The organism is Aurantiacibacter zhengii, from assembly GCF_003584125.1.
In the GTDB taxonomy this organism is placed as follows: domain Bacteria; phylum Pseudomonadota; class Alphaproteobacteria; order Sphingomonadales; family Sphingomonadaceae; genus Alteraurantiacibacter; species Alteraurantiacibacter zhengii.
Window position 1 is genome coordinate 419438 of record NZ_QXFL01000002.1, and the last position, 16590, is coordinate 436027.

Annotated in this window: 13 protein-coding genes; 5 read left to right on the forward strand and 8 right to left on the reverse strand. The window is 64.3% G+C overall.

The window, feature by feature from the left end:
• The first annotated feature begins 1 nt into the window (after position 1).
• Positions 2 to 2509 (forward strand): ABC transporter permease, encoded by a 2508-nt coding sequence (locus tag D2V07_RS05645; protein ID WP_119585591.1) that lies wholly within the window; start codon positions 2 to 4, stop codon positions 2507 to 2509.
• Positions 2510 to 2556: 47 nt separating this feature from the next.
• Here D2V07_RS05645 and D2V07_RS05650 read toward each other — a convergent pair whose 3' ends face one another.
• On the reverse strand, positions 2557 to 3369 hold the full coding sequence (locus D2V07_RS05650) for a glycerophosphoryl diester phosphodiesterase membrane domain-containing protein (protein ID WP_158586775.1): 813 nt from the start codon (positions 3367 to 3369) through the stop codon (positions 2557 to 2559).
• Positions 3370 to 3523: 154 nt separating this feature from the next.
• A complete protein-coding gene (locus tag D2V07_RS05655; protein ID WP_119585595.1) occupies positions 3524 to 6277 on the reverse strand; it encodes a TonB-dependent receptor in 2754 nt (917 codons plus the stop codon).
• A 300-nt stretch (positions 6278 to 6577) separates the two neighbouring features.
• Here D2V07_RS05655 and typA point away from each other — a divergent pair, with 300 nt between their 5' ends.
• On the forward strand, positions 6578 to 8419 hold the full coding sequence (gene typA, locus D2V07_RS05660) for a translational GTPase TypA (RefSeq protein ID WP_119585596.1): 1842 nt from the start codon (positions 6578 to 6580) through the stop codon (positions 8417 to 8419).
• A gap of 9 nt (positions 8420 to 8428) precedes the next feature.
• On the opposite strand, the gene D2V07_RS05665 is transcribed toward typA, so the two are convergent.
• The 4 genes from D2V07_RS05665 to D2V07_RS05680 all read right to left on the reverse strand — a co-directional run bounded on the left by D2V07_RS05665 (position 8429) and on the right by D2V07_RS05680 (position 11591).
• Positions 8429 to 8932 (reverse strand): hypothetical protein, encoded by a 504-nt coding sequence (locus tag D2V07_RS05665; protein ID WP_147366911.1) that lies wholly within the window; start codon positions 8930 to 8932, stop codon positions 8429 to 8431.
• A 69-nt stretch (positions 8933 to 9001) separates the two neighbouring features.
• A complete protein-coding gene (locus tag D2V07_RS05670) occupies positions 9002 to 9895 on the reverse strand; it encodes a diacylglycerol kinase catalytic domain-containing protein (protein ID WP_119585600.1) in 894 nt (297 codons plus the stop codon).
• Between the two features lie 4 nt (positions 9896 to 9899).
• Positions 9900 to 10892: an SPFH domain-containing protein gene (locus D2V07_RS05675; RefSeq protein ID WP_119585602.1), complete on the reverse strand. Its 993-nt coding sequence runs from the start codon at positions 10890 to 10892 to the stop codon at positions 9900 to 9902.
• Positions 10893 to 10904: 12 nt separating this feature from the next.
• Positions 10905 to 11591, reverse strand: coding sequence for an NUDIX hydrolase (locus D2V07_RS05680; protein ID WP_233548262.1), 687 nt, complete (start codon positions 11589 to 11591; stop codon positions 10905 to 10907).
• A 145-nt stretch (positions 11592 to 11736) separates the two neighbouring features.
• Here D2V07_RS05680 and D2V07_RS05685 point away from each other — a divergent pair, with 145 nt between their 5' ends.
• Positions 11737 to 12900: a glycosyltransferase family 4 protein gene (locus tag D2V07_RS05685; protein WP_119585606.1), complete on the forward strand. Its 1164-nt coding sequence runs from the start codon at positions 11737 to 11739 to the stop codon at positions 12898 to 12900.
• Here D2V07_RS05685 and D2V07_RS05690 read toward each other — a convergent pair.
• Together D2V07_RS05690 and D2V07_RS05695 are read right to left on the reverse strand one after the other, a co-directional pair.
• Positions 12892 to 13329: a hypothetical protein gene (locus D2V07_RS05690; RefSeq protein ID WP_119586100.1), complete on the reverse strand. Its 438-nt coding sequence runs from the start codon at positions 13327 to 13329 to the stop codon at positions 12892 to 12894. The two genes, D2V07_RS05685 and D2V07_RS05690, sit on opposite strands and share 9 nt — an antisense overlap.
• A gap of 65 nt (positions 13330 to 13394) precedes the next feature.
• Complete coding sequence (locus D2V07_RS05695; protein ID WP_233548263.1) at positions 13395 to 14288, reverse strand: PadR family transcriptional regulator; 894 nt, start codon at positions 14286 to 14288, stop codon at positions 13395 to 13397.
• 122 nt (positions 14289 to 14410) lie between these two features.
• On the opposite strand from D2V07_RS05695, the gene D2V07_RS05700 reads away from it, so the two are divergent.
• The gene (locus D2V07_RS05700) at positions 14411 to 15724 is read left to right on the forward strand and encodes a replication-associated recombination protein A (protein WP_119585608.1); all 1314 of its coding nucleotides are present in this window, start codon (positions 14411 to 14413) and stop codon (positions 15722 to 15724) included.
• Positions 15721 to 16587, forward strand: a complete 867-nt coding sequence (locus D2V07_RS05705) for a DUF2267 domain-containing protein (protein WP_119585610.1) — start codon at positions 15721 to 15723, stop codon at positions 16585 to 16587. The genes D2V07_RS05700 and D2V07_RS05705 overlap by 4 nt, the downstream gene beginning before the upstream one ends.
• Positions 16588 to 16590: the final 3 nt, after the last annotated feature.

Consider the following 16590-nt stretch of genomic DNA (forward strand, 5'->3'; position numbering starts at 1 on the left):
CATGGGCTGGCGCACCGCCTGGACCATCGCCCGGCGCGACCTCGCCAGCGGCTTTCGCGGCCTGCGGCTGCTGCTCGTGTGCCTGTTCCTGGGCGTTGGCGCGCTCGCGGCCATCGGCAGCCTCACATCCGCTATACAGGGCGAACTCGACAGCCAGGGGCAGGCGATCCTGGGCGGCGACATGGAAGTGGAACTGTGGCAGCGGATGCCCAGCGCGGAGGAACTGGCCTACCTCGAAGGACTGGGCAAAGTCTCCCCCGGATACCGCCTGCAGGCCATGGCCACCACGCTCGATGCCGCCGTGCCGGTTGAACTGAAGGCGGTCGCGCCGAACTATCCGATGTACGGCGACCTGTTGCTGACAGACGGCACCAGCGCCAGTGCGCCGGTGGCCGGGCAAGCCTACCTCGCCCCAGGAGCGGCGGAACGGCTAAACGTAGCGGCGGGCGACACCATCACTCTAGGTACGCAGCAGGTGGTTGTTGCAGGGATCATCGCGGAAGAGCCCGACCGCCTGTCCGAAGGGTTCGCGCTGGGCCAGACCGTCATCGTACCGCTGGCGCTCCCCGAAGCTGCCGGCCTCGTCGCGCCGGGCTCGATGTTCCAGACCAAGACCCGCGTGGCTTTCGATGGAGAGCGCGATCCGGACGAAGTGACGGAGGCGATGCAGGAGGCCTTTCCCGACAGCCCGTTTGACTTTCGCACCCGCAACCGCGCTTCCCCCGGTGCGGATCGCTTCGTCAGCCGCATGGGCGAATTCCTGACACTGGTCGGCCTTGCCGCGCTGGTGATCGCCGGGATCGGCATTGGCGGCGGAGTGAATTCCTATCTGGAGGCGCGGCGCAATTCGATTGCCACTCTCAAGATCCTGGGCGCGACATCGCGGGACATCGCACGCATCTACGCGTTGGAAATCGGCATCGCGGCACTTGTCGGTGCTGTAGCCGGGTTGGTGGCGGGCGTGCTGGTAACACCGCTGTTGGCCAATGCACTGGGTTCGCTGCTGCCGGTAACCACCGCTTTCGTGTTCGACCCGCTGGCGCTGCTGCGCGCCGCCGCCTTCGGCCTGCTGGTTGCTCTCGTCTTCGCCGCGCCCCCGCTGATACGCGCCCGCGATTTTCCCGCCATGGCGCTGATGCGCGCACGCGTATCGCCGCTGACGCAGCAATGGCGCGCGGCCGCAGTGCCCGTTGCCATCGGCATTGCCGGTATCGTGGCGCTGGCGGTGATCGGATCGACCAATCCCGAGCTTTCCGCCCTCTTCCTGGCCGGGGCCGCCGCGATCCTGGGCTTCCTGGCGCTGCTTGGCTTCGCCATCCGCAAGGCGGCGGCTCGCCTGCCGCGTCCTTCCAATCCGATCGTTCGCGCTGCCATCGCCAATCTTTACCGCCCCGGCGCGGCAACGGGTTCGCTGGTCACGGCGCTGGGCTTCGGACTTTCCGCCTTCGTGCTGCTGGCGGGTGTGCAAAGCAGCCTCGACGGCAACATCCAGCGCTCTGTCCCCGAACGTGCGCCCGACTATTTCGTGCTCGACGTGCCACGCGACGGCGTGGAGCAGTTCCGCACTATCGTTACAGACATTGCGCCCGCAGCCACCGTGAACACCGTACCCACGCTGCGCGGTTCAATCATCGCCTTCGGTCCGCAAGGGGACATGACCCGCGTCGCCGACATGGAGGAGCGCGAGGGAACCTGGGGCCTGCGCGGAGAGCGTGGCCTCACCTACTCCGACACGATTCCGGAGGGCAACGTACTCACCGTTGGCGAGTGGTGGGACGAGGGTTATTCCGGCGAACCGCTGGTTTCGGTGGACGAGGAACTGGCGACGGCGGCCGGTATCGCGATCGGCGATCTGATTACGGTCAACGTGCTGGGCGTGCAATTCACTGCCCGCATTGCCAACACCCGACGGATCGACTGGGAAAGCCTTGGCTTCAACAATGTCTGGGTGTTCTCCGCTAACACTTTCGAGGCAGCGCCGCATAACCTCGCCGCCACGATAGAACTGCCCGAAGGGACCGAGGCGAGCGGCCTGCTGCGCGAACTGGTGCGAGCCTTCCCATCGTCCAGCGTAATCGAAGTCGGCCCGCTGCTGACCGAAGCGCGCACGATCCTCGACCAGGTGAGTTTGGCAATCCTCGCTGCTGCCTCTGTCGCGGTGCTGGCGGGCATCGCCGTACTGCTGGGTGCGATCGCGGCTGCCCGCGCAGCGCGCATCTACGACACGGTCATCCTGCGCGTGCTGGGTGCCAGCAGGGGCCAGCTGCTGGCCCTGCAATTTGCCGAGTTCGGGCTGCTGGCCGCAGTGCTGGCGGGTGTTGCGCTGGCCCTGGGCACCGGCGTTGCATGGCTGGTTATCGTGCAGATGTTCGAATTCGACTGGCTGCCCGACTGGACCGAAATCCTAACCGTGCTTGGCGGCGGACTGGTGCTGGTGCTGGCATTCGCCCTGGGGGCATCGCTGCCGCTGCTGCGCGCCCGCCCGGCGCAGACGCTACGCTCTCTGTAAGGGCGCGAGCCTTTTGTGCCCGGAACGCGCCCGCGCTGGCGGAGCCTTCAGGCGAAGGTTTCCGCCACCGCTTCCGGCCCAACCAGGGATGAATGCAGCACGGCCATGAAGGCTGCAGACACGAGCGCCATCAGGATCATCAGCAGCAAAAAGCCGATGAAGAACACGATCATTGCTGCGCCAATGCTGGCACCTGCCGCATCCATACCGGCTGCGCTGCCTGCCAGGCCCATCATGCTGCCCCCCATCAAGGCGAACAGCGCGAGGAAAGCCAGCGTCACGATGACAGCGAACAGCAGGATAACGACAAATATCTTGCCCACGTGGCCACTGGTGAGGCTCCAGCTGCGCTTGATGGCGGTAATTGGGTTGCCGACACCGTCAACTGCGATGACGGGCAACATCAGCGCAAGACGGCAGGAAATGTATATCATCCCCAGGAACACGGCGATCAGGAACAGGACCGATCCGGCATCGCCTGCCAGCGAGAAGATTGCCCCGACAATGCCGATGGCGAAAAGCGCGACAATGTAGGCGACGAACAGAAGCAGCGCGAGGCCGAGCAGGGTCGGCATGGCCCGGAAACCTGCCGTGATCGAATCGCCCAGTGATGGATCGTGCACGGGCGATGCGTTGTGAACCAGCGAGGCCGTCTGCGCCATGTAGAGGAGCAGGTAGGCGACATAGACCAGGATCATCGTCAGGATGGCGCCGGCACCCATAGCCAGCGGGCTTTCCATGCCGGCCGCCATCATGAAAGTGCCGCCCATGACGCCGAACATCAGGAACACCAGAAGAAGCTGTAGTCCGAAATAGACCGCCCACACCCCCAGCAGCGATCCGATCCGCTGCATGGTCATGCTGAAAGTCTGCGATATTATCCCACTGATGCTGAGCGACACTGCGATTCCCCTGTCGTTGCCATGCGCAACCGTTCGACCACGAAAACCGGATGCGCGCAACAAAAAGGGGGCCACCAGGGCCCCCTTTCCGCATTTCATTTAAGCCGCTGTTTTAGAAGCGGAAACGACCGGTAACACCGTAGGTGCGCGGATCGTTCGGGTAGCCCGATACGCTGCGCGGCTGGGCCGGGGTATCGAACACCGTACCCAGGTTGCGGTCGTCGGTGAGGTTGCGACCCCAGACGGATAGCGACAGGCCACAGTCGCACTCGTAGGTGAGCGACGCGGTCAGGTTGTCTACCTGCGAGGTGAACGGCAGGCCGGCGTCGATAGCAGGTTGGCCGTCGGTGATGGTACCATCCGGACCGCGCACTGCGAACGCGGGCAGGCCTTCGACCAGCTGCGTTTCGGAGGACCAGAAGTAGTTCACGCGCGGGATCAGCAGGCCGCCGCCCACATCGGCTTCGTACTGAGCGCCTACGATCACCGTCCATTCCGGGATGCCCGAAGGACGGGTGCCCGAAATATCGCCCTGGGCCGACTGCAGGAAGCTGTCGAACGTCGGGTCGAGGTAGGTGACGGCGGCGTTCAGCGTCAGGTCCGGCGTGGGGAAGAACGTGCTTTCGAACTCCACGCCCCAGGTCGACTGGCTACCTGCGTTGGCCAGCACGAAGCCCGACCCTGTGAAGATGTTGGACTGGAAACCCTCGATCTCCTGGTCAAACACGGTCAGGTTGGCCGAGAAGCTGTCGAAGTTGGCCTTCACGCCGACTTCCATCACCTTCGACTTTTCCGGACCGGCAAAGCGCGAACCGAATGTCAGGTTGGGCAGGCCCAGCCCGGCAGCGAGGATCGCCTGGCGATCCGCGATCGAGGGACGGGCATCGCGCGACAGGTTCACCGAGCTCGCCTTGAAGCCGGTCGCATAGCTGGCGTAGATGTTCACATCCGGCGTCACGTCATAGGCGAGGCGTGCCGAATAGCTGAAGTTATCATCGTTGATCCTGCCATCTTCCACGGCGTTGGGAACGCCGAGGAACGGCGGCAGGAACTGCAGCGCGCGCAGCGGATTGAGCGGGTTCGCCAGCGGGTTGTTGACGTTGGCTGCGGCAAACTGCTGCGCACCGGCCAGAATGGTCGGGAATGCGGCAGCACCGGCAGCGCCAGCCGGGCTGGTGCCGGTGGCGAAGGCCTGCACCTCGGCTGCGGTGGCGGAACGGCCAAGGCCCAGCTGCGCACCCACGGTTGCAGCCACGGCACCCTGGGTCAGCACCTGTCCGCGGAACGGTGCGAGCTGCGGCGCATCGAAATTGATGGCCGAGAACACGTCGGTCGAAACCGCGTCCTGCGTGAAGGTCTTGCTGTCGTCGGTGTAGTTGCCGCCCAGCGTCAGCACCAGGCCGTCGAACAGTTCGAAATCGACCTGGCCGAAGAAGGAATAGGCTTCAGAATCCAGCGTGTAAGCCTCGGTGAAGCCCTGCCCTTCGTTGAAGAAGGTGCCTACGTAGTTGGTGCCGAAGGACTGGCTGAAAACCTGCTCCAGCGGGGTGGCGCCGGGTGCGATGGGGGTCGGGAATAGCGCGAAGGCGCCGCCCGAAAGGTTCGTCACCAGCAGGTTGGCGTAGTTGCGGAAGTCCGCACCGTACAGCAGCTGGTTCGCCTGTTCGACATCCTCGTTGATGTAGAAGACGCCCAGCAGCAGGTCGACACGGTCACCGATGGAGCCCGAGATGCGGAATTCCTGCGTGAAGGTGTCGATCTCCAAATCCTGCGAGTTGGGATAGATCAGGTCGGCGCTGGTGAAGTCCGAATCCTGGAAAGTCACGGCCTCGGTCGTGCGGCTGGCGGTGATCGAAGTGAAGGTGAAATCACCGAACTCGTAATCGATCTGCGCGGAAACGCCGCGGTTCTCGATGTCGTTGGTGGAATCGAAGTTGCTGTAGATCACGTCGGCGAAAGGATCGCTGGGATCCGTTACCATGCCGCCTACGCCAAGCACGGCGGCAGTGGCCGGGCCGTTCTGCACGTTCACGACGCCGCAGCAGACTTCGTCAATCTTGTCGATGTCGGCAATCAGGCGGATGCTGAAATCCACGCCGTTGTCGACCAGCACCTGCGCCCGGCCATACCAGCGGTCGCGGTTGTTGGCATCGTTGCCGGTGCCCAGGTCATCGAAGAAGCCGTCGCGCTTGTTCAGGCCCGCGCCCACGCTGACGGCGACGACATCGGTGATCGGACCGGTCACGTAGCCGCGAGCAACCACCGCGTCGTAGTTGCCGTAGGTCAGCTCTGCCGAGCCGCCGAGGTCGAACTGCGGCGCTTCGGTGGATACCGAGATCACGCCGGCGGACGCGTTCTTGCCGAACAGGGTCGACTGCGGACCGCGCAGCACTTCGACGCGCTGCACGTTGGGAAGGTCGGAAATGGAGGAGGCGGTACGGCTGCGATAGACGCCATCGATGAAAACGCCAACCGAGGGCTCGATACCGGCGTTGTTGGCCCCGTTGCCGAAGCCGCGAATGAAGAAGCCGGTGTTGGCGGAAGACTGGCGCTGGCCGACGGTCAGCGAGGGGACAACGGTCTGAAGATCGCGGATGTCACGGATCTGGTCGCGCTCAAGCGTCTCGCCACTGGTCACGGATACAGCGACCGGAACTTCCTGCAGCGTCTGTTCGCGCTTGGATGCGGTAACGATGATGCTGTTACCCTGGTTGCTCTCCTCGCCGCCTTCTTCGGGATAGATATCCTGCCCGGCTTCGGCTTCGTCCTGCGCCAAGGCGGCGACTGGCGAAAGCAGGGCGATGGCGGCAGCGCCACACAGGCACTTGCGCGAAAAGCCGGCCACGCCGGCGGTCTTGCTGGTCATTGAATTCTCCATCTCTCCCTCGAAAGCGCGCTCTGCCTTCCTGACAATAAGCGCGCCTCAAGCGACCTCTATTGGTCTGCCCATGGATAGAGCCGTGAAAAGGTTCGCACAATCGACAGTTAACAGGGCGGTTACGGAAGAAACGGCCTGTGTTACATTCGCGCAACATGGAGGGGTCTGACGTATACGTTAACCGATCCACCCCACAGCGGCTTGCGGCGAGAGGCTGCATAGGCTATCGGCGCGCCAATTCGCAGGTGCAGCATTGTGCGCCCGCCGTAGCCCAGGAAACCACAGATCATGTCCGCCCCCCTTCGCAACGTGGCGATCATCGCCCACGTCGACCATGGCAAGACCACGCTTGTCGACCAGCTTTTCCGCCAATCCGGCACCTTCCGCGAGAATCAGCGCGTCGAGGAACGCGCCATGGATTCCAACGAACTGGAGCAGGAGCGCGGGATCACGATTCTCGCCAAGCCCACCAGCGTGGAATGGAAGCCCGAGGGCGGCCAGCATTCCTATCGCATCAACATCGTCGACACCCCAGGTCACGCCGACTTCGGCGCCGAGGTGGAACGCATCCTGTCCATGGTCGACGGTGTCATCCTGCTGGTTGACGCCGCCGAAGGGCCGATGCCGCAGACCAAGTTCGTCACCGGCAAGGCGCTGGGCTTGGGCCTGAAGCCCATCGTGGTCGTCAACAAGATCGACCGCAGCGATGCCCGGGCCAGCGAAGTGCTGGACGAGGTTTTCGACCTGTTCGTGAACCTGGAAGCGAACGACGAACAGCTCGATTTCCCCGTGCTCTACGCCTCGGGCCGCTCCGGCTACGCCAGCGAGGATCCCGAAGCGCGCGAGGGCGACCTGCTGCCGCTGTTCAACCTGATCGTCAGCCACGTGCCCGCCCCGGATCTCGATCCCGATGGCGATTTCGCCATGCTGGCAACGCTGCTGGATCGCGACGCCTTCCTCGGCCGTATTCTGACGGGCCGTATCGAGAGCGGTCGTCTGGAAACCGGCATGCCGATCCGCGCGCTGGACGTTAACGGCAAGGTCGTGGAAGTGGGCCGCGCCACCAAGGTCTTTGCCTACAACGGGCTGGATCGCGAGCCGGTTCTCCACGCCAAGGCTGGCGATATCGTCGCCGTCGCGGGCCTCACCGATGCCACCGTGTCCAACACGCTGGCCGCCCCGCACGTCACCACGCCGATCCACGCCTCGCCGATCGATCCGCCCACCCTCTCCATGACCTTTGCCGTCAACGACAGCCCCTATGCGGGCCGCGAGGGAAGCAAGGTGCAGAGCCGCGTGATCCGCGAGCGGCTGGAGCGCGAGGCCGAAGGCAACGTCGCCATCCGCGTGACCGAAAGCAGCGGCAAGGACGCCTTCGAAGTCGCCGGTCGCGGCGAATTGCAGCTTGGCGTGCTGATCGAAACCATGCGCCGCGAGGGCTTCGAGCTTTCCATCAGCCGCCCGCGCGTGCTGTACCGCGAGGAGAACGGCCAGAAGCTGGAACCTTACGAAACCGTGGTGGTCGACGTGGATGACGAATTCTCCGGCACGGTCGTCGAGAAGATGGCGCAGCGCAAGGCCGAGATGACCGAGATGCGCCCCAGCGGCGTCGGCAAGACCCGCCTGATCTTCCTCGCCCCGTCGCGCGGCCTGATCGGCTATCACGGCGAATTTCTGTCCGACACGCGCGGCACGGGGATCATGAACCGCCTGTTCGACAGCTATGGCCCGCACAAGGGCAAGATTTCCGGGCGCCAGAACGGCGTGCTGATTTCGATGGAACAGGGCGAGGCCATGGCCTACGCGCTCAACACCATCGAGGAACGCGGCGTACTGTTCGTCGGCCCGGGTGAGAAGCTGTACCAGGGCATGATCATCGGCGAGAATGCCAAGCCCGAAGATCTCGAGGTGAACCCGCTCAAGAGCAAGCAGCTCACCAACTTCCGCGCCAGCGGCAAGGACGAAGGCATCCGCCTGACCCCGCCGCGCAAGATGACGCTGGAACAGGCGATTGCCTACATCGGCGACGACGAGATCGTGGAAGTTACCCCTGAGAGCATTCGCCTGCGCAAGGTCCACCTGGACCCGCACGAGCGTAAGCGCGCCAAGCGGTCGTCGCAGGATTCCTGACCGGCGCGCCTACGGGCAGCGGTAGATACGGAAGCGCGGATCGTCATCGTACCGGATACGCATGACGTCCGCGCTTTCCAGCGCCATGTAGAACACATATTCGGCTGGCGGCGCGTCGCCATACTGCTCGCTCAGCGTGGCAGCGGCGTAGTCGCCATCCGCCCGCACGTTCTGCACGATGCCGGTGCTTTCGAAAAAGCCCACTTCGCGTGCTCCAATCTCGTATCGCTGGTGGCCGCGGATTTCGCAGTCGGCATCGCTTTCGGCCCAAAGGCCGTGGAACCGCTCGGGAATCGTATCCTGCATACCGCCCGCATCGGCGCGCGCTTCATCCTGCGATCCGGCGGCCTCTACGTCGGGATCAATGGTGCGTTCCGGTTTCGGGGATGGCTCCTCAGCCACCGGGGTCGCCTCGGGCGCGGGCTGCGCGGCATCTTCAGATGGTTCGGACGACTGCGAGCAGGCACCCAGTAACAGTGTCAGCACGGTGAGACTTGGGGGCCACTTCATCATGCTACCGATAATGGGTAGCCCCGCCGCCGGTTCCTTCAGTGACACGGGGGACAAGGCGTGTGTTACGGATCACCCGACCACCAGGTTCAGCCTTTCGGACGCCACGCCGATGTCCAGCTTGCGGCCCCAGCCGAAGTGGAGGAAATCCGCTTCCATGCCGTCAGCGAAAACCACGCCACCATCGTTCATGCGACTGGTGAGCGCGAGCCTGCCGCTTTCCAGCAATCCGGCCCGCATGGTCGTGCCCGTGGCGACGCTGGGAAAGGGTTCTCGCACGAACCATCCCAAGGCGGTTCGTGTCGGAGCGAGCGGCAGGTCCACTCCCGTCGCCAGCATGATGGAACGCGCCCATCCGGTTGCGCCGGTCCCGGTTGCAACGATCAGTCCGCTGCTGCTCTGTTCCTCGCCCTTCCCCCCATCCTCGATAAGGTAGCGGGCCGACTGGTGACTGCGGTGACCGACGAACAGTTCGTTCAGGGCCAGCAAGCGCTCCCCTGAATCGAGCCGCCCTTCGGCCATCGTCCGCGCTTCCACCTCGGCATCGTCGTGCCAGGCCCGCACCAGCAGGTCTGCAAGGTTCTCCACCGCGAAGCGCGCCAGCACGCCGTCGTAGCGGGCGGGATCCGGATTGATCCCGATCACCTTCTGCCCGGACAGGTACTTGGCGACATTGGGCACTAGGCCGTCTTGCCCCAGGGCCACCACCACGTCTTCGGGGGTGAACAGGAACCGGTCGAGGTCTTCGCGGCGGATGTCTGCATGACGCCATTCGTCCGGCAAGGCAGCATGGGCGGCGTGTACGGCGCGTTCCTGCGCCGCGTGCCGGGCTTCGACCTCCGCCAGCGACTGGCCGCGCTGTTCCAGAAAGAACCGCGCCTGCCCGCGCGTGGCGTGCCGTGCAATCAGCCAGTCGTATTCGGACTGCCTGGTCACGAAGACCGCGCGCGGGGGCAGCGTCGCCATCGCCCTAGCCCTCGATCGCCGGAGCAGCGGGCGCCCGGGCAGCGCCGAATTCGCGCACCAGCTGGGCGAGCATGTCCGGCGTCACGTTCAGGTGTTCGATACGATCCACCTTGGCGGCAAACTCCCGCGCGGCAAGGCCCAGCAGGACCTGCGGGGGAAGGTCGCGATAGACGGCCATGTGTGCCTGCTCTGCCGCTGCCCTGGCCTCTTCCACCGCGCGAATGCGCGCTGCGTCGGCTTCGGCCTCGATCAACAGGGCTTCGGCGGCACCGCGCGCTTCGTCGCGGGCGTTCTCCGCTTCTTCCGCGGTCAGCAGCTTCTGCCGCCGCGCAAGCTCGACCTTGGTGGCCAGCTCGTTCTCGGCAATGGCGCGCTCCTTCTCGACCGCCAGCGCGCGGCGGGCAAAGGTCGCCTCGTCCGCCTTCTGCTGCAACGCTTCGAACGTGGGCGTCTGCAGCGCCCGTTCCAGTTCGCTAGTTGGCGCAAGGTTCGCCAGACGTACGCTGACGACCTCTACCCCGATCTGCAACAGGCCCGGATTATCGGCCAGCGCCACACCGATGGCATGGCGCAAGGGATCGACCCCGGCATCCAGCAAGGCCTGAACCGGCGCCTTCGCCAGATATTCCAGTGCGGCCTGCGCAACGATGCCGCTGATGCGCGTCTCGATGCTTTCGACAGGGCGCGCGTTCCACCGTCCGTTACGCGGATCGATACTGAAGTCGATCCGCTCGGCCGCCAGTTCCGGCGCGGCGACGTGCCAGCCGATCATGCCCTGCACGCTGACATCCTGAAAGTCGGCGCTGCGCCCCTTGGCGAAGAACGTCATCTCGCGGTCGTCCAGTGGCACCTCTGCGAGGCTGGCCGTGGCCGGGGCGAACCAGAACACGAGGCCCCGCCCGCTCGCCTTCAGGCGGCCATTGGCATAGCGCAGCACGTGCTGGCTGGGGTCTGCGCGCAGCATGGCGAGCGGGCCGTAAACAGTGATATTTGCCATGATCGGTCTCCTTCAGGCGTTGTCGGTTCTGCGGCGGTACAGTTCCGCCGGGCGATAGGGGGTGGCGGTCTCGTATTCTCCTGTCGGTTCGATCCAACCCTGGTCGATCATCCGGCGGCGAAAGGCGGGTTTGGCGAATTGCGTGTCGAGGATCGCCTCGTGAACCTGCTGCAATTCGCGCAAGGTGAACATTTCGGGCAGCAGCGCGAAGGCGAGCGGGACATAGTCGATCTTCCCGCGCAGCCGCTCGACAGCGGCGGCAAGAATTTCGGCGTGGTCGAAGGCGAGATCGGGCAGCCGGGCCACGTCGACCAGCATCAGATCGTCGTGCGCGTCCACTGCGGACTGGACCACCTCTGCCGCCAGCAGCGCGAAATAGGCGACGGTCACCACGCGCATGCGCGGATCGCGGTCGGGCGCGCCGAAGGTGTAGAGCTGTTCCAGCCAGATCCGTTCTATGTGAGCCTTGGTCGCCAGCACGCGGGCGGCAGCCTCGTCCAGCCCCTCCCCTTCACGCACGAAGCCGCCCGGCAGTGCCCAGCTACCTTTGGCGGGTGCCTGCGCCCGGCGTTGCAGCACGGCGACGAGCTTCCCGTCGACCACGCTGAAAAGCACTGTATCCGCCGTTATCGCGACGCGCGGAAAGGCGGCGGGATCGTAGCTGGAAAGGAATTGTTCGTCGGTCATCGAATCACTCATCTGACTAATGTTCAATCTAGTTATTACTGCTTTGATCATTAGTCAACTGCGATATGAAGCGCCCTCGCCGCTCCTTGCATAATGCACACGCGAAGCCGTCCCTTCCCTCTCGCCAAGCGCGCAAGGCTCGCCTAGGGGGAGACCGATGGATGTGAGTAATCTTCGTGTCGCGCTGTTCAGCGGGAACTACAATTACGTCCGCGATGGCGCGAACCAGGCTCTGAACCGGCTCGTCGATTACCTGCTGCGGCAGGGTGCCGAGGTGCGCGTCTATTCGCCGACCACCGATACCCCCGCCTTCGAACCCGCGGGCGAACTGGTAAGCCTGCCGTCGGTACCGATTCCCGGACGGGGAGAATACCAGTTCTCCACCGGGCTGAACGCCCAGATCAAGGCCAACCTGGCGGAGTTCGACCCTCATATCGTTCACATTTCCAGCCCCGATGTTGCCGGACACCGCGCGCTGACATGGGCGCGGGCACATGACATTCCCGTGCTTGCCAGCGTGCACACCCGGTTCGAGACCTATCCGCGCTATTACGGCTTCGGCTTCATCGAGCCCGTATTTGTCGCCCTTCTGCGGCGGTTCTACCACCGCTGCGATGCGATCGTGGCGCCCTCGGCCAGCATGATCGAGGAGCTGCGCGAACAGAACATGCACCGTGACATCGGCACGTGGTCGCGAGGGGTCGACCGCACGATCTTCACCCCTACTCGCCGCGATCTAGAATGGCGCCGGGCGCAGGGCATTGCGGACGATGACATGACCGTCGGATTCCTCGGCCGGCTGGTGCTGGAAAAGGGTATCGACATCTTCGCCGAGACGATGGTGGAACTGCGGAAGCGCGGCGTTCCGCACCAGGTTCTGGTCATCGGCGAAGGCCCGGCGAAGGAATTCTTCGCAGGCAAGGTGCCCGAAGCAAAGTTCGTCGGGTTCCAGCAGGGCGAAAACCTGGGCCGCGCGGTCGCCAGCATGGACGTGCTGCTCAACCCATCGGTTACAGAGACGTTTGGCAACGTAACGCTGGAGGCCATGGCCTGCGGCGTTCCGGTGGTGGCTGCCGACGCAACAGGCGCATCCAGCCTGGTGGTGGAGGGAGAGACCGGCCACCTCGTCGCCCCGCGTGATGTTGATGCCTATGCCGACGCCTTGGCTTCCTATGCGGCCAACCCGGACCTGCGCCGCGCCCATGGCGAGGCTGGCGCCAGGCGCGCCGACGCCTACGACTGGGACACCATCAACGGCGCGGTGGCAGACACTTACCTGCGCCTGATTGCGGCGCGGCAGAAAAGCGGCAAGTCAGCGTAGTACGCCGCGGCGCGCCATGGCGAAGGCGTAGATGGCCAGTAAGATCTGGCTTGCCCAGATTACCACGGTCAGGATCAGTCCAGTGCCGTCCAGCACACCTTCTGGTGCGGGATTGGTGAACTGATAAGCGGACGAACCCGCCAACCCGACAAGAGCGAGGACAAAGGCATAGCCTGCAAAGCGACTGCGCAGGACCAGCAGTATCGCGCCAAGAAACGCGCTCCACACACCGATTGCCCAGAACGCCTCCATCCAGACGGGGAAGCTGTAGAAGTATTCTAGTTGCTGCGGCGTGAAGGCCGACATGTAGGCCTCGTTCCGCGTTTGCGTCATGAGGTAGTCATACGCGCCGAAGGCATTCCACAGCAGCGCCAGGATACCGATTACCCAAAGGTGCCACGGCGTCGCCGGGCGGTTCAAGGTTGCCATCGTCAACTCCCCTGTTTCGGGCGAAGCTAGCATGTCCACCCGAAACAGGGAATTACCTTAAACAATCACAGCCGTTCAATCTTGCGGGCCAGTTCGTCGATCAGATCGACGACCTGGTGCTTGTCGAGGTCCTTCAGCTTGCCGTCCGCAGCCTTGTTCTTGATGACGTTGGCAAGATTGCCCATCGCGCGAAACAGTTCGGCCGACCCGCTGGGCCGTGCCTTTTCGCGCTTGCGACCAAGGCGATTCCAAAGCTCCTCGAGCTCGTCACGGCGATCTTCCAGTTCGGCAAGGCCGGAATCAGTGGCCTGGAACAGTTTCTTGGCATCCTTGCTGTCCTGCTCGGCAATCGCGCCCTCGTCCGCCAGCATTTGCAGGGTCGGATAGATCGTACCCGGACTGGGCGAATAGGAACCGGCGGTCATTTCTTCCAGCGCCTTGATCAGTTCGTAGCCGTGGCGTGGCTCCTCTGCCAGCATGGCCAGCAGTACCAGGCGCAGTTCGCCCGGCCCGAACAGGCGACGCCGGCGCGGGGCCTCGTCGCTACGAGCGCCGTTGCCATATCGCTTCCCGGGCCTGCCACTTTTCGCGAACATACCGCCAGGGCCGAACATGCCATCCTTGCCGAACATGCCGCCAGGTCCGAACGGACCACTGGGCCCAAACGGCCCGTCCTTGCCGAAAATTCCGGCCATCCCCAGCATGTCTTCAGCGTTGTAACGATGGCGATGACGATGACGGTAGCGGCGCGGGCCGCCATCTTCCCAGTCTTCATCGTCAGCATTATCGATTTCGATCTCTACTTCGACATCAAAGTCCTCGCCCTCGTCATCGACAGGCTCGATATCCTCGGGCTCCACGACTTCTTCGTCGCGGTGCGCCGAACTCGGCTTGCCGGGTTTCTTCGGTGCGCGGGGCGGGCGCGGCGGACGCGGCGGTTTTCTGCTGCTCTTGCTCATGTTCGATCTCCAGTCAGTCCCAACGTCTTTAAGATATATCTTAGACCTATCGTAACAAGGTGGCTTGAGAAAAAACTTCCGCGCGCCCTACATCCCGCGCGGCAAGCCGCTACATAAGCCCGATGGCCGACCTGTTTGCCGACGAAGCGCCGCAAAGCGTGCCCGAACCCGTGCGAGAGGACGCGCCGCTGGCAGACCGCCTGCGACCGCGCTCGCTTGCCGAGGTCATTGGGCAGGAACACCTTACCGGAGCCGATGGCGCGATCGGGCGCATGGTGGCGGCGGGCCGCCTTTCCAGCATGGTGCTGTGGGGTCCGCCCGGAACGGGCAAGACCAGCATTGCTCGCCTCCTCGCTGCGGAAGTCGGGATGCGGTACGAGGCGGTGAGCGCTGTGTTCAGCGGCGTCGCGGACCTTAAAAAGGCCTTTGTCGCCGCCGAACAGGCGCAGAAGGCCGGCCAGCGCACGCTGCTGTTCGTGGACGAGATCCACCGCTTCAACCGGGCGCAGCAGGATGGCTTCCTGCCATTCGTGGAACGCGGACTGGTGACGCTGGTAGGCGCGACGACGGAGAACCCCAGCTTCGAACTCAATGCCGCGCTGCTGAGCCGGGCACAGGTGCTGATCCTGCATCGGCTGGATGCCGAAGCTCTGGGCAAGCTGCTCGACCGGGCCGAAGAGCTGGAAGGTCCGCTGCCCGTAACGCCTGCGGCCAGGGACGCGCTTGTCGCATCAGCCGATGGCGATGGCCGCTTCCTGCTCAACCAGGCCGAAACGCTCTACGCCGCGAAGATCGACGCGCCGCTCGATCCCGCCGCGCTGGGTCAGTTCCTGCAACGCCGTGTTGCCGTTTACGACAAGGACCGTGAGGGTCACTACAACCTCATCTCCGCGCTTCACAAGGCCGTTCGCGGGTCCGATCCGCAGGCCGCGCTCTATTACATGGCGCGCATGCTGGTGGCAGGCGAGGAACCGCTGTTCGTGGCCCGGCGACTGATCCGCATGGCGGTGGAGGATATCGGCCTCGCCGATCCGCAGGCTTTGACGCAGTGCATGGCGGCGAAAGACGCCTACCAGTTCCTGGGCAGCCCCGAAGGCGAGCTCGCCCTTGTCCAGGCGTGCCTGTACGTCGCCGCCGCCCCCAAATCGAACGCTGTCTACAAAGCCCAGAAAGCCGCCTTCAGAAGCGCGAAGGAAACCGGCAGCCTGATGCCGCCCATGAACATCGTCAACGCGCCGACAAAGCTGATGAAGGATGTCGGCTACGGCAAGGGCTACACCTACGATCACAATGCCGAAGATGGTTTCTCCGGCGACAATTACTGGCCCTCCGAAATGGAGCCGCAGTCCTATTACGAACCGGTCGAACGTGGTTTCGAGCGCGAGATCGCCAAGCGTCTCGACTACTGGAACAAGCTGCGGACCGAGCGGGGGTGAGCCGCTTCACGCATTTCGTCGCTATCGATTGGTCGGGGGCCGTGGGCGCACGGCACAAGGCCATCGCCATGGCCGTGGCGGATGCGTCGGGCGGTCCCCCGATGCTGGTGACGCGCGAGAAGGGTTGGAGCCGCGAGGAGGTTCTCCATGTCCTGCGCGATGACCTGCCGCAAGATACGCTGGTGGGCCTCGATCTGGGCATATCGCTGCCGTTTGTCGACGAAGGTGCCTTCTTTCCGGGTTGGGAGGGGAGCCCGCCCGATGCCCGCTCGCTTTGGGACCTGGTCGAACGGATAAGCGGCGAGGACGAGCACCTTTCCGTCTCCAGCTTCGTCGATCATCCCCGGATCAGCCGCCACTTCCGTCGTCACGGCGGGCGCGAGGGGGACCTCTTCGGCGGTGGCCGGGGGCGCTTTCGCGTCACTGAGATCGCGCAGGCGCAGCAGGGCTGCAAACCCTATTCCAACTTTAATCTCGTGGGCGCGGCGCAGGTCGGCAAGTCGAGCCTTACCGGAATGCGGATGCTTCACGCCCTGCAGGGCGAGGTACCTGTCTGGCCGATAGACCCGCTTCCCGCCACCGGCCCCGTCATCGTGGAAATCTACACGACGCTGGCCGCCATTGCCGGCGGTCGCACCGCGGGGCGCGCCAAGATGCGCAGCTACGAGGAACTGAACATGGCCCTGCGCAATCTCGGCAGCGAACCTGTCGGCGGCACTGGTCCGATCGATGATCATAGCAGCGACGCGCTGGTCACTGCAGCGTGGCTGCGCACTGTGGCGCATGACCCGGCCCTGTGGTCGCCAGAAGCGATGACGGGCGAGATCGCAAGAACCGAGGGCTGGACTTTCGGCGTACCCTGATAG